The following is a 13,348-nucleotide window of genomic DNA, read 5'->3' as shown; positions in this document are numbered from 1 at the left end:
TTAGAGGCAAAAAACGATATTATTCAATTTTCACTAAATGCCATTAAGAGTTTAAATTAAGTTAATTTTTTTAAAAACGTTGTCAAGAGAACTATTGATTTTCTAAAAAATACTGTGGAATGTAGGCTTAGCTTTACTCAACCGGACAAAAATGCAATATTGGCAGCATAACTGAAAGTTGGGAATAGAGTCAAGAATAAAAAACAAAGGCTACTTTCATGCCAATTAACTTATATCTGCAAGAGCATAGAGAATTTGCAAACGTATGAGTTCTCAATAAATTTCTTATTTTCGGAGTTACTTATAAATCGAATATAAGCAATCTATTATTAATTTATTAAAGCATTTTGTACTTAGGGGTGGTCAAATGAATAGATTGTATAGGTCAAAGAAGAACAGGATTATTGCAGGAGTATGTGGTGGGCTAGGTGAATACTTTAAAGTTGATCCTACGCTTATACGGCTTTTATGGTTGCTCATTTCTATAGTGGGTACAGGAAGCGGTTTAGTTGCGTACATAATCGCATGGATTATAATTCCTGAAGAGCTCTGAAGGCTTTAGGTTTTATTTTTAAATAAAAAAACTCTAAAATTTTTCTAGAAAAAAAGGAAGGGCTAATTCCCGCCATTAAAATGACGGGATACAGCCCGTCAACCTCAACAAAACAACAAATTTAAAATTTTAATTTTATATGTTAAGCTAATTTTGCTCAGGTGCATGCACAATAACAGTAAGTTTCCATCCTTCTGACTCTTTAATTGATTATACCAAATAGTCAGATTCAGTGAATTTTTAGAAAAATAAGACTATATTTATTAGTTTTTAATTTATATAAAACTTTTATACCTCAGGATTGAATACTATTTTCTTTTATACTTGTTTTTGAATATGAGTTAAGGCATACACTCAAATAAATAATTTATGACCAAATCATTAAACTATAAAAATATTAAAAAGTAATTCAGACTCAAAATCCGCTTGAAAATTGAATTGTTAGAGAACCTGGACACAAAAGTTATAAAATATTAGAAAAAAGGAGTTTATGGAGTTAAAATGTACTCTCCAGGTAAATCATAAAGTATAATGCTATTATATCTATTTAAGCTCGAAGATATGAGAAACCAAAATATATTATCTTAGCGGTGTTAGCATGAGCAAAATTAATAGGAAGATTGCTATTTTTATTGCTTTTCTGACTCTCGTAGTAGTTTCTGGACTACTTATAAAAATGCCAGTTAATACTAATACCTCGGCTCCTGAATCACAAGTAGCTGGTATATATATTCAATTTAAAGATGGAATTTCTGAGCCAGAAGTAAAAGATATTCTTCAAAACATTAATATGACTCTGAACTATAGCATGGAATATGATACTAATACTACGGATGAAAGATATTACATAATAGTGGACAAAGATAACTGGGATATAAGACGTGAAATTAGTAAAGGGATGAAAGAAGAGAAAAAAGAATGGATTACAACGTCTCCTGCTCATGTTATCAGTGAAGGGGATAATTACGTTTTTACGGTCTCTGAACAAGCTGTCCAAGACAAAAAATTTCTCGCAATACTAGACAAATATAATATTAAGGTGAAAAAGTTTACCTGGTGCGAGATTCATTTTGAAAATCCTGATGGATCTCGGTATGTGATTCAAGAAAAAAATGCAAAAAGGATAAAAAATGAGCTTGAACAAAACGAAAATATCTTTACTGTAGATTTTAGTTACATTTATCCTCCATATGACCCTACAACCAAAGAGACTGTCTTATAATTTCAGATTAAAAGGAGGAAGTTAATTACCCATGGTTGAAGCAGATCCAGCCTGGTCTTCAAGTAAATGGTAAAACTATATTCGATGTTCCCAAAGGGATTGATGCCAACGAAGGTTGCTCATTATTCTCCATACAAACAGTCAATCTATAAGTTTTATCGTACCTTCTTCATTTTTAGGTGTTATTATGAGCAAAATTAATAAGGAAATAATTTTTTTATTATTTTTTTTTATTCTAATAATGATAGCTGGGTTATTTATAGAACCTCCAGTTGATAAAGAAACGCCGGATTCTGAATCGCAAGTAGGTGGTCTGTTTATTCAATTTAAAGATGGAGTTTCTGAGTCAGAAGTAAAATCCATTCTTCAAAACTATAACATGACTCGGAACTATAGAATGGAATATAATACTAATCATACGGATGAAAGATATTACATAATGGTGGATAAAGATAATTGGAGTGACATCAGAGATGAACTTGTTGAGATGAAGGAAGAGAAAAAAGATTGGACTATATCTTCTCCTCATGTTATCAGAAAAGGAGATTATTACGTTCTTTCGGTCTCTGAACAAGCAACTCGGAACAGAAAATTTCTTGCAATACTCACTAAATATAATGCCGAAGTAAAAAGGTTTGTTTGGTGTAATATTCGTTTTCTTTATAGTGATGGTCCCCTAACGTATTGGATTCCGAGAGAAGATGCAATAAGGATAAAAAATGAGCTTGAACAAAACGAAAATATATATACTGTGCAGTTTGATTACCTTTTTCCTCCAGATGACAACACAACCTAAGAAATCGTCTTCATTCCAGTCCGAATTTTGCTTTAATTAGAATCTGCTTCAGAACACATTTTGTTGTGATTGAAATAATAATAAAAAACGAGAGTTTTTTAGATATTTGTAAAAAGAATGGTCACTCAAAGGGCAATAATTCCTGAGTCAACGAAATTTAATGAAAAAAACTAAAGATGGAGATCTAAATGTAAAATCCGGTGAAAAGAAAAATAGTGAAATCACCGGATTAACGCAGTCGAACTGAAAAATCAACAGCATCAGATCATTAACTGTATAAAACACGACTTTAATCCATAATCTTTGCTGCACTTGATTTTGTTTCTCAAGTGCATAAGTCCTATGGATTATGAAGCTTATCTCACTTAGTGTTTTATCTAAAGTTATGTGATTTGAGCCTGTATTCTCACAATTATTTCTTTATTCTCATAATTAGAGCCTGTACTCTCGCAGTTATTATCTCACTTACTTGTAAGCAATTATACGGAACTTTTTCCCCTGATACCCATATCTCCAGAATTCAAGATGTAATGGACTGTTGCGGAAACAATCCTTTGTTACCTCAACTTTTGAAAAACCTGCCTTCAGCAACAATTCTCGATCATATTGCGGTCGCTTATGCCGAATCATTGGCAGTTGCTCAAATCCATTGCCTGGGGAATTGTGCTGTTTCTTTTTCCTATGTTTTCCCTCCATGAAGAGATTAATCAGGTCTGAGGTCAATTTCAATACATGGTAACGCAAAGAAGACTGATCTCGCCTGTAATCACCATCATAGATAACGATTTTACCATCCGCTTTCAGCAGATATTTCCATCTAATGAAAGCTTTCTCCGGGTCATAGAGAGTCCAAACAACATCACGTGATACTATGGCATCAAGGCTTCCTTCCTTCTCGTTATCCAAAAGCACGGCGTCGCTTTTATATATTTTTGCATTTAACGCCTCCTTTTTGATATTGATTCTTGCATGCTCTACCATTCCCTCAGCACCATCAACAGATGTCACATTATGTTTTAGCCTGGCAAGCATAATTGTAAAAAATCCAGGCCCGCACCCAACATCAAGTACATGCAATGGTTTCTCACCAAGTACCAGTCGAAGTTCATCCTGCCAATGTTTTACGTCTTCTTCATTACTTAGCTGTTTTTGAATCACCTGGTCATAGCCTCCGGAATCGGCAGACCAGGCTTTTTCAATCTGTTCAAATACAGTTCCCAACATGCTTTGACCTCTTACTTTGCTATAGTGATCAACTGCCACTCTATGCCTTCATAGCTCGTCGGTGCAACTGTCACGTTTTGCAGGTGGGTATTATATACATATTGTTTATTGGGATAGCACAGAGGAACAACAAGGGCCTTGTCATTGATCAGCTTAAATATCTGGTCATACTTTGCCTGACGCGTTGCCTCGTCCTGTGTTTTAATGACCTCGTCAAGATACGTATTTAACTGTGGGTCATACCAGCACACGGACTTGCTGCCCTCGGGCTGATAAAACATGGAGCGCAAAAATCCGTGTGGATTCCACGAATCCTCATATGTGCGGTAAATAATCATGTCAAAATCACGGTTTTTCCAGATTGCATCATAGTATGCCGAAGTGTCCAGTTGCTTAAGCTGAACGTCAATTCCGACCTCTTTGGCTGCCGCCTGGAGATATTCACACATAGATTTCCAGCTTGAATATTCCTCAGACTGAAATACAAGCTTAAGGGACAGCGGCACACCGTTCTTGTCAACGATTCCATCCCCATCACTGTCCGTATATCCCGATTTGGCCAGCAGTTCTTTTGCTTTTTCGGGGTTATATGAGTATCCCTTGCTGTTTTCATCAGTGACGTATGGTACCGTATCAGGTAAAATGCCCTTTGCGGCAATAGCGTCGCCTCCAAATATATTTTCCACGATGCTGTCTTTGTCTATTACGTAATTTAACGCAAGACGGACATTTTCATCCTGCAGTGCGGTATTTTCTTGATTTAGCATGAGGAAAAATCCCAATGTGCCTTCAGTGTTTTTAACAGCAAGATTTTTTGATGACTCAATGATCGATTTGCTTTCGGAAGGCAGATCGGCCAGAGAAAGATCAGCTTCTCCACTCTGAAGCGCCATAATTCTTGATTCGCCATCAGTAACTTTTCTGATGGTTATCTTTTTAATATTCGGTTTTGTTCCGTAATAATACGGGTTGGGTACCATAACCACCTCTTTCTCGGGAACATAACTCTCCACCATCCACTCACCTGTGCCGATCATTTTTACAAAGTTGCCGTTTGCATCAAATGAATTTTCAGATGCGATGCGGAAAGGTCGGGGATAGGTTAGTTCGATTAATACTGGGTAGCATTTTTCCTTAAATGTCAGCCTGACTGTGTAGTCGTCTAATTTCTCCACATTTGTAAGCGGTGTGGTAAAACTCGTTGGGTCCCAGTGCTTCGCACTGCTTACCACGCTGTCTGCGTTAAAGCTAGTACCATCTGAAAATTTGACATCTTTACGCAAGTAAAAAGTATACTGTGTTCCATCATCGCTGATTTCCCAGCTTTTAGCAAGTGCCGGCTCAATCACGCCGTCTATTCCGTATTTAACCAGCGGTTCGTACACCATTTCATAAAGGCACATTTCCGTGCTGGAGTTTATTGGGCTTGCATCTTCTGGATTCAGCTCATCGGATACCATAATTGTAATGGAATCTGCCTGATTACTAACGGCTGTGGTGTTGGCATCTGAAGAACCAGCAATTCCGTTTTGCGTATTGTTTGACGCTTGATTCGAGATGCATCCACTCAGCAACAGCACCAATGATAGTACCGACGCGATAATTACCCAGATATATTTTTTCTTCATTTTTCATTCTCCCTTTCTTTAATGGCTCATATAATGTAGCATGCTACAATGTGTCATGGTATAATGTGACATGCTATCAAATGACCGCTTGTGACCTCCTTTAGCAATGGCTCTTCATTTATGCAACGTTCCGTACAGAAAGGACAGCGTGGAAAAAACCGACAACAGTGTTTTGAATCAGGTATAACTGTTGTATCAATTATACTCTCCATCATTCGTTTTTTTCGTTCTGCAGGCATCTTTGCTGGTATACACGAAAGAAGTAAGTTGGTGTACGGATGGAGCGCGTTCTGCATCGTGTTTTTCTTTAAATCGATTTGCTCCACTATCTTACCAGCATACATAATGGCCATCATATCGCAGACATAAGGCACGCAGTTGAGGTCGTGGGTGATAAATAAATAAGTTAAACCAAATTTATTTCGTAAGTCATTAAGCAAAGTCAGAATTTGTTTGCGCAATGAATAATCAAGGCTGGAAACAGGCTCGTCGCAAACAACAAACTCCGGGTGAAGAACAAGCGCACGTGCAATATTGGCTCGCTGGCGTTGCCCTCCGCTCAATTCTTTTGGATACCGCTGAGCGTATAAAGCATCTAGCTCCACTTGTTCCAATATTGTCTCTATTTTTTCTGAGCATTCTTTTTTTGATACTTTCTCGCTGTTTTCAATAACCTCAGCAATACTTTCTCCTATAGTATAGGACGTATCAAAAATGCTGCTGCTATTTTGAAAGATCATCTGGATATTACGTCGTAACGGGCGCATTTTTCGAAGGGAAATATTCGATATTGATCGCCCTCGGAACAGTGCCTGTCCTTCGGTCGGCGTTTCCAGTCCGGCCATCATTCTGCCAAGCGTGCTTTTTCCGCTTCCGCTCTCTCCAATAAGTCCTACTGAACATCCCTTCCGAATTCTGAGAGACACGCCGTTTACGGCAGATACCTGCTCTCTCTTTTTTGTAAACAAATTTTGTTTTTCGTAGGATTTTCGTATGTTTTGGGTTTCCGCCAACACTTCCATGGCCAAACCTCTTAGAGCGCCGCTGCTAGTAATTGGCGTGTATACGTATGTTGAGGATTACAGAATATGTCGTCTACCGTGCCGCTTTCCACAATATGTCCGTCCTTCATGATACACACGTCGTCTGCTATTTCTGCGACGACTCCCAAATCGTGTGTAATAAGCAGAATTGCAGTTCCGTCTCTTTTCCTCATCGAATCCAATTGATGCAGGATTTGAGCCTGAATCGTTACATCAAGAGCTGTTGTTGGCTCATCTGCAATGAGAAGCGGTGGGTGGAAAACGCTGGCGATGGCAATCATTACACGCTGACACATTCCTCCGCTCAACATAAACGGGTACTTTTTCATCAATTTCTCTGGCTGTGGCAGGCTGACCGCCAGAAGTTGATTGAGCGCAATGGTACGAGCTTGATTTTTTGTTATTTTTTCATGTATCAGGATTGCCTCTACCAACTGCTCTCCAACAGTTAATAACGGATTCAGAGAATCAATTGGATCCTGGAAGATAATGCTGGCATGGTTCGATATGTAAGACCGCATATCTTTTTTAGGCATAGAGAGTATATCTGTCCCTCCCAGGTAAATCTCACCACTTGAGACTACAGCATTTTTACCCTGAATACCCATTACTGCAAGTGCGACAGTAGATTTTCCACTGCCGCTTTCTCCAACAAGTGCGGTGATTTTTCCCATTCTTGCAACAAGGTTCAAGTCTACCACGGCGTGGATGTTTTGATCCTGCATAATGTAGTCCAGAGAAAGGCCCCGGATATCTAATGTAGCGTTTTCACTCTGAATTTCCTGGTCAGTTTTGTATTGCATTTTTCAGTCCTTCCCCCAGAAGATTAAACGCCATGACTGTAATCATAATTGCAATTCCCGGATAAATCATCAGCTGCGGCTGTGTCTGCATAAATTCTTTGCTGTCGCTGAGCATAATGCCCCACTCGGGCGTAGGCGGCTGCGCACCCAACCCGATAAAAGAAAATGATGCGATGGCCAGTATAATAGAACCAATTTCAAGTGTGGCCATTACAATAATTGTTGGAGCAATATTTCGAAGTATATGCCGAAAAATAATCTGACTATGAGTACAGGCGGCTGCTTTTGCTGCAAGAATAAAGTCCTGTTGCTTTATCTGCATTGCCATACCACGTATTATTCTTGCATAAGGTGCCCACCACACGCTGGCGATGGCAATAATCATATTTCTCGCACTGGGTTCTAACATACCGGCGATGGCTAATGCCATCAGAAAAGTCGGGAGTGATAAAAATATGTCAATAATCCGCATAATAAATGTGTCTATGCGACCGCCTGCATATCCGGACAGGAGCCCTATCGGAATACTAATTACCATCATAAGGCCCAGCACGCACATGCTGTATATTAGTGACATCCGTGCTCCCCAAATCAGACGGGATGCAATGCATCGCCCCAGATTATCGGTGCCAAGCCAATATAACGAGCTTGGGCCTTTTAAACGCATTGACATATTTACCTTAAGTGGGTCATTTGGCGCTATTACAGATGCAGCTATGGCAATGAAGATAATCAAGGCTACTATTACAAAACCGAAGACTGCTGCTTTTTGTGTAAGTATACGATTTATAATGCCATCGTATGAACTAAACCATGAGCTCGATCTCTTTATTGCTTGAGTTTTGACCTGCATCATATGTCCCTCTCATTCATTTTTAAGGCGCGGATCAATGATGCCACATATAATATCTACAGTCAGGTTAATTAACACCATCAAAAAAGCCATAAACAGCACATATCCCTGGACTACTGGGTAGTCTTTCAGCTTAACTGATTCGAGTGCCAGATTTCCAAGCCCGTTCCATGAAAATATTGATTCAATAATGGCAGATCCAGCTAACAAAGAGCCGAATCCGATCCCAAGCTTGTTGAGTACAGGAAGCGTTGCGTTTTTTAGAGCATGTTTTGTTATTATTTTATATTCACTCACTCCTTTTGCTCTGGCTGCACGGATATATCCCTTGTTCAGTACTTCCTCCATATTTGTACGAATTAGTCGGACATAAATCCCTCCACTGCATATAGACATTGTAAGAGCAGGTATTATTGGAAATTTCGTTGAACTTCCACCAAGCACTGATATTAGTCCAAGACGAGCGCCGAAAATATACAGCAGAATGAGTCCAAACCAGAATTCGGGCATTGATACACTCCAGAAACAGTATATTCTGGAAATCTTGTCGATCCACGAGTCGGAAAACACCGCCGATAAAATTCCAAGAGTAAATGAAATTATAATTAAAAACAATAGTGCGAGAAGTGCCAACTGTAATGTTTTTGGAAAATATTGAACAATCTCGTCAACCACCGGCTTGTCATTTGAATAAGAATAGCCCAAATCACCTCTCACCGCATTTTTAAGCCAACTGACGTACTGGACCAGCACCGGTCTGTCAAATCCCATCTCGGTTCTTATTTTCTCAATCTGCTCATATGTTGGTCTGTCATATTGTTTTTCAGCTAGCGTACGTGCAGTGTCACCGGAAGACATGCTGCCAAGGATGAAGGTTATTAATGAAATGGCTAGCAGTACAGGAATCAGTGTGAATAACCGTTCTCCTATGCTTTTAAGCACTATTTCACCTCCCGTGACCTGTGATGTTACTCGCCGCATCAACCGTATATAATTTCCATAACTGTTTTCCCACAAGAACTGTTTCCCAATAAGAGCTCTGTAAAAGCCGGGCTGTTTTATTAATTAGTCACGGTACCGACTAATACAAAGCCGACATTTTTAAAAATCGCACGATGTATATAAGAGACCAATTGTTATTTACCTGCTTCATCTTTTTTGAATCCACGCAGAAACTGTATAATGAAATATTTTGCCATAAGACGCAAAATAGTGTGTCCCTTTTATTTTTCTCCTCCTACCAAAAACGGAGGATGCATACTGTTTCTATCCTGCTGCTGTTCATTGAGTATCCGTTCACCCACTGAAGTATCTGCAAATACCTTTGAAAATCCGAGTTTAAGCATCATATCCAAATCCCACTGCGGTCTGACTTTGTCACTCATAAACAGCTTCCGGCTGAGTGCATCACCCTCAGCTTGATCTTTGTGCTGGTGCATTGGGTGCCCGTATTTCATAAGGATCTCTTTCTCCTTTTTTTCATAGACTATTTTCATATTCTCATCAAACAGGTGCAGATACCAGCAAGCATCAAAAACAAGAATCCTTCCGCCTGATCTCAGGACGCGATGCCATTCTTTATATGCTTTGGCAGGGTCATCAAGTGTCCATGTGAGATTACGGCAAATTAACAGATCAAAACTATTATCTGGGAATTTCAAACTCTGACAATCCATAGTCATCAGCTTTGCACTAGCACCTTCACGTCCAAGGTTAAAACGTGCAAATTCGATCATGTTTTCGGTTAAGTCTATACCAGTAACATTATGTCCGCCCTGTGATAATACGATTGGAAAGAATCCCGGTCCAGTGCCAATATCCAGTATATCAAGACAATCTTTGGAGGGTGCATATTCCAGTATCAAATCAGACCATGCTTTTCTCTCAAAGCCGTTTAGTTCATCCTCAATTGCTTCACTGTAACCCTGCGCCTCGCCTTCCCAATAATTTTTAATGCGGGTGTTTAAATTCATTTTTCTGTTCCTCTAATGTACAATATTTTTTGGCTAAATTCATGATAATCTTAATATAATTGCTATTTTCAGACAATGTCTTAGAAAATTCTGTATTTTTTCACATAACCTATTACAATTTTTCAACCAATTACTAGTGTTTTAACCACTTGACTGGCACATTTATTAAAAATATCACACTTTTATTAATTTTTATTATTAATTCTCTTTAATATAATTCAACATGATATATATCTTAGGATTTGGCTAACAAATGTTACCTTTCTTAAAAATTATGTTTTTATTATTACTTTTAATTACTATTTCCATTTAATGGAAATTAATATGTTATAAATATTGTTCTTAATGTTAATTAATAAGTTATTTATGTATTTTTTATAACGAATATATTAAAAAATTAGTTGAAATTGATTTCTCTCAAGTAAGCAATAACCCAGGAACCAGCTAAAACCCTCTCAACTGATAACAAATTGCAGTTGTTAACAGAGAGATCATATATCAAAAAAACGATATCGTTAAAGAATATACCCGGATTGAGTCAAAGAGTGGGCTCTCAAAATTGTCTAAAACACAACTTTAATCCACAGTCTCTGAAGTGATTGATTCTGTTCCTCAGTTCGTAAGTCCTAATTTATATAGTCCAGGGACTGCTCATTGATCATACTCACTAGAGTGTTCGCTGGGTCCCCACGTCGTAAGTCCGAATTGTACTTTGTCACGGTGGCGCTTCTCCTCGTCCTGCAATGGGCTATGAGACGAGAAAAAGATCGTATCGCAGCCAAAACTGCTAGCAGCATCTTCATGTCTCTACGGTGGCGCATATATTGTGAGAGCGGTCAAGGAGATATCGACAGGACGCACAACTCTGATCGTAGCACATAGGTTTTCGACGATCCGGTCGGCAGACCGGGTGATAATGCTAGCAAATGGGAAAGTTGAGAAGAGTGGCACATTCGACAAACTTGTCACTGCTAAAGGCTCTTTCGGCCAGTTAATGGCTGCACAGGTAACCTGACTTTAAGATAAACATGGATTTCTCTGGACTGCAGTGGGACTTCTTTCACATCTCCACTTACAAAATCTTGCCCAAGTACATGATGCCTATGTTGCGATTTGATTTTTTAAGGTTAATAATTAGCATCTGATCATCTGGCATTTCATACCTGCTGTATTCTTAAAATTATAGAAAAATGTGAAGCTTAAAAATTTCAATACACATTGTTACAAAATATTTATCACAGTGTATAAAATAATACTATTTAATAAATTATTAATACATTAAAAACCTGTTGAATAATATCATTACTAAATTATCGATGACTATGAAACTGGATGATGGATCCTGATGGCAGAGCCTCGTTTTTGGATGATATAAAAGTGGTCCAGTTCCGGTATAATTTGAGTAGTTAGAGGTCAACATGCGCAATAAATTAACAACACCCCCTATCCTTGCGATTATATTGATCGTTTTTTTGACTTTTTTAGTTTCGGGCTGTATCACGAACGGCAGCACAGATGACCAAGTGAAGACGATTACTGTAACCGATATGGAGGGACGATCAGTGACATTAAAATATCCGGTGGAGCGCTTTGTACTGATGGACTCGACGTGCACGGCCGAATTTTCATCGGTCTATGGAGAGGGGTTTGATAGCAAAATCGTTGGTTGGGATAACTATCTCAGAGAGAATTCCGGCGATATGTATGAGAAATACGTGGAAAAATTCCCGACAATGGCCGAAATACCAGATGTAGGCTCCCTGGACGATAATACTTTTAATGCTGAAAAAGTGATAGCATTGAATCCTGACGTCGTCATCATGCCCAACTGGGAATTCATGTGGAACGGAGAAGCAACAAAAGAGGCGCTGGCCAGGATGGATCAGGCCGGTATTCCAGTAGTATTTTTAGACTTCTACATGGAACCCTTGGAAAATTCAACGAAGAGTATTCAGTTACTTGGGAAGATCACGGGTAAGGAACAGAGGGCTCAGGATATAGTTGATTATTATGAGGAAAAGGTCAACAGCGTATATTCCCGCCTGGAGAAAATACAGGGAAAGAAACCCACCGTTTACGTCGAATGTGCATATAACGGCCCGGATACTTACGGCATATCTTATGGGGACGTAGCATGGGGAGATATCGTTAAGAAAGCGGGTGGAGACAACATTGCAGAACCGGTTTTACTCAACAAAAGTAAGGCTCTCAGTGCCGAATATCTGGTCAATCAGAGTCCGGACATCATCATATTAACTGGAAGGAACTGGTCTACTCCCGGATCGCTCAAGATGGGCTATACTTTTACATCGAACGTAACGAAGAGCACGATGACGCCATTCGTCAACCGTCCAGGGTGGGATACGATCAATGCAGTAGAGAATCGGAAGGTCTATGGCATATATCACGGCTATTGCTCGGACGTATTTAACTTCGTTGCACTGGAAACATTCGCGAAATGGTTCTATCCAGAAGAGTTCAAGGACGTGGATCCTGTTGATACGCTCAAGGAATATCACAGAAAGTTCATGCCCATAGATTATAGCGGTACGCTGGTGTACAGATATTATTAACAAATGCAGACTTGAGGAGTAGCACTTGGGATGAACGTTAAAGCAAAAGAAGCATACAAGAAAATGACAGGGAGGAAATATCTTTATCTCCTCTCTATTTCTGTAGTAATCTTCCTCACTTTTATCCTTGACATTATGACAGGACCGGCGTCTTTATCGGCGAGCGAGGTCATTTCAACGATATTCTTTCCTGCATCTAGCGAGCGATCTGTCCAGGTAATTGTTTGGACCTTCCGCCTGCCAGTCGCCCTCATGGCAATCGTGACCGGAATAACTTTGGGTCTCGCCGGCGCGAACATGCAAACTATCCTCGATAACCCCCTGGCTAGCCCTTATACACTTGGAATATCCGCAGCCGCCGGTTTCGGCGCCGCGCTGGCTATCGTGTTTGGCGTTAGAGTGCTGCCGTTCACTGATACTTTATTCGTGCCGGTTAATGCATTCGTGTTCTCGTTAATCAGCTGCATGGCAATATATGGCATTGCCAGTTTCAAGCGAGCCACCTCCGAAACCATCGTGCTTACCGGCATTGCCGTTCTGTTCTTGTTTAACTCTTTGCTGGCGCTCCTTGAATATACAGCAAACCCGGAGCAGGTCCAGGCCATAGTTTTCTGGCTTTTCGGCAGCCTGACCAAGACAACCTGGACCACTCTGGGTATCACGGTGGGAATTGTTTTGAT

At 39.5% G+C, this 13,348-nt stretch carries 12 protein-coding genes; 5 read left to right on the top strand and 7 right to left on the bottom strand.

The annotated features are described in order from the left end of the window. Window positions 1-367: 367 nt before the first annotated feature. From A9239_RS04805 to A9239_RS04795, 3 genes are all read left to right on the top strand, one after another. The gene (locus A9239_RS04805; RefSeq protein ID WP_048121868.1) at window positions 368-553 is read left to right on the top strand and encodes a PspC domain-containing protein; all 186 of its coding nucleotides are present in this window, start codon (window positions 368-370) and stop codon (window positions 551-553) included. Between the two features lie 598 nt (window positions 554-1,151). Continuing rightward, window positions 1,152-1,775, top strand: a complete 624-nt coding sequence (locus A9239_RS04800) for a UPF0228 family protein (protein ID WP_048156308.1) — start codon at window positions 1,152-1,154, stop codon at window positions 1,773-1,775. A gap of 187 nt (window positions 1,776-1,962) precedes the next feature. Further along, window positions 1,963-2,571, top strand: a complete 609-nt coding sequence (locus tag A9239_RS04795; protein WP_048156305.1) for a UPF0228 family protein — start codon at window positions 1,963-1,965, stop codon at window positions 2,569-2,571. A gap of 465 nt (window positions 2,572-3,036) precedes the next feature. On the opposite strand, the gene A9239_RS04790 is transcribed toward A9239_RS04795, so the two are convergent. The 7 genes from A9239_RS04790 to A9239_RS04760 form a co-directional block, all read right to left on the bottom strand. Then, window positions 3,037-3,795, bottom strand: coding sequence for a class I SAM-dependent methyltransferase (locus tag A9239_RS04790; protein WP_048121865.1), 759 nt, complete (start codon window positions 3,793-3,795; stop codon window positions 3,037-3,039). Window positions 3,796-3,806: 11 nt separating this feature from the next. Next, window positions 3,807-5,375, bottom strand: coding sequence for a nickel ABC transporter substrate-binding protein (locus A9239_RS04785; RefSeq protein ID WP_230629375.1), 1,569 nt, complete (start codon window positions 5,373-5,375; stop codon window positions 3,807-3,809). Between the two features lie 101 nt (window positions 5,376-5,476). Next, window positions 5,477-6,445: an ABC transporter ATP-binding protein gene (locus tag A9239_RS04780; RefSeq protein ID WP_048121863.1), complete on the bottom strand. Its 969-nt coding sequence runs from the start codon at window positions 6,443-6,445 to the stop codon at window positions 5,477-5,479. An 11-nt stretch (window positions 6,446-6,456) separates the two neighbouring features. Continuing rightward, on the bottom strand, window positions 6,457-7,269 hold the full coding sequence (gene nikD / locus A9239_RS04775; protein ID WP_052712929.1) for a nickel import ATP-binding protein NikD: 813 nt from the start codon (window positions 7,267-7,269) through the stop codon (window positions 6,457-6,459). Continuing rightward, on the bottom strand, window positions 7,253-8,125 hold the full coding sequence (gene nikC / locus A9239_RS04770) for a nickel ABC transporter permease subunit NikC (RefSeq protein WP_080943717.1): 873 nt from the start codon (window positions 8,123-8,125) through the stop codon (window positions 7,253-7,255). The genes nikD and nikC overlap by 17 nt, the downstream gene beginning before the upstream one ends. Before the next feature lie 9 nt (window positions 8,126-8,134). Further along, window positions 8,135-9,103 carry a nickel ABC transporter permease gene (nikB, locus tag A9239_RS04765; RefSeq protein ID WP_230668943.1) on the bottom strand — a complete coding sequence of 323 codons (969 nt, stop codon included), beginning with the start codon at window positions 9,101-9,103 and terminating at the stop codon, window positions 8,135-8,137. A gap of 242 nt (window positions 9,104-9,345) precedes the next feature. Next, window positions 9,346-10,095 carry a class I SAM-dependent methyltransferase gene (locus A9239_RS04760; protein WP_048121861.1) on the bottom strand — a complete coding sequence of 250 codons (750 nt, stop codon included), beginning with the start codon at window positions 10,093-10,095 and terminating at the stop codon, window positions 9,346-9,348. A 1,418-nt stretch (window positions 10,096-11,513) separates the two neighbouring features. On the opposite strand from A9239_RS04760, the gene A9239_RS04755 reads away from it, so the two are divergent. Both A9239_RS04755 and A9239_RS04750 read left to right on the top strand, forming a co-directional pair. Beyond that, window positions 11,514-12,668, top strand: a complete 1,155-nt coding sequence (locus tag A9239_RS04755) for an ABC transporter substrate-binding protein (protein ID WP_052712928.1) — start codon at window positions 11,514-11,516, stop codon at window positions 12,666-12,668. A 30-nt stretch (window positions 12,669-12,698) separates the two neighbouring features. Then, window positions 12,699-13,348: iron ABC transporter permease (locus A9239_RS04750; protein ID WP_141706366.1), on the top strand; the 650-nt coding region annotated here is incomplete at its 3' end.

Source organism: Methanosarcina sp. A14 (assembly GCF_001729375.1).
Lineage (GTDB): Archaea > Halobacteriota > Methanosarcinia > Methanosarcinales > Methanosarcinaceae > Methanosarcina > Methanosarcina barkeri.
The sequence above is the reverse complement of the archived record's forward strand: the minus strand, read 5'-3'. Positions and strand labels throughout refer to the sequence as shown.

What these genes read in the sequence shown, in the direction of transcription:
- A9239_RS04805 (WP_048121868.1), top strand. Translation starts at nt 368, where the DNA reads ATGAATAGATTGTATAGGTCAAAGAAGAACAGGATTATTGCAGGAGTA.
- A9239_RS04800 (WP_048156308.1), top strand. Translation starts at nt 1,152, where the DNA reads ATGAGCAAAATTAATAGGAAGATTGCTATTTTTATTGCTTTTCTGACT.
- A9239_RS04795 (WP_048156305.1), top strand. Translation starts at nt 1,963, where the DNA reads ATGAGCAAAATTAATAAGGAAATAATTTTTTTATTATTTTTTTTTATT.
- A9239_RS04790 (WP_048121865.1), bottom strand. Translation starts at nt 3,795, where the DNA reads ATGTTGGGAACTGTATTTGAACAGATTGAAAAAGCCTGGTCTGCCGAT.
- A9239_RS04780 (WP_048121863.1), bottom strand. Translation starts at nt 6,445, where the DNA reads ATGGAAGTGTTGGCGGAAACCCAAAACATACGAAAATCCTACGAAAAA.
- nikD (WP_052712929.1), bottom strand. Translation starts at nt 7,269, where the DNA reads ATGCAATACAAAACTGACCAGGAAATTCAGAGTGAAAACGCTACATTA.
- nikC (WP_080943717.1), bottom strand. Translation starts at nt 8,125, where the DNA reads ATGATGCAGGTCAAAACTCAAGCAATAAAGAGATCGAGCTCATGGTTT.
- nikB (WP_230668943.1), bottom strand. Translation starts at nt 9,103, where the DNA reads ATGCGGCGAGTAACATCACAGGTCACGGGAGGTGAAATAGTGCTTAAA.
- A9239_RS04760 (WP_048121861.1), bottom strand. Translation starts at nt 10,095, where the DNA reads ATGAATTTAAACACCCGCATTAAAAATTATTGGGAAGGCGAGGCGCAG.
- A9239_RS04755 (WP_052712928.1), top strand. Translation starts at nt 11,514, where the DNA reads ATGCGCAATAAATTAACAACACCCCCTATCCTTGCGATTATATTGATC.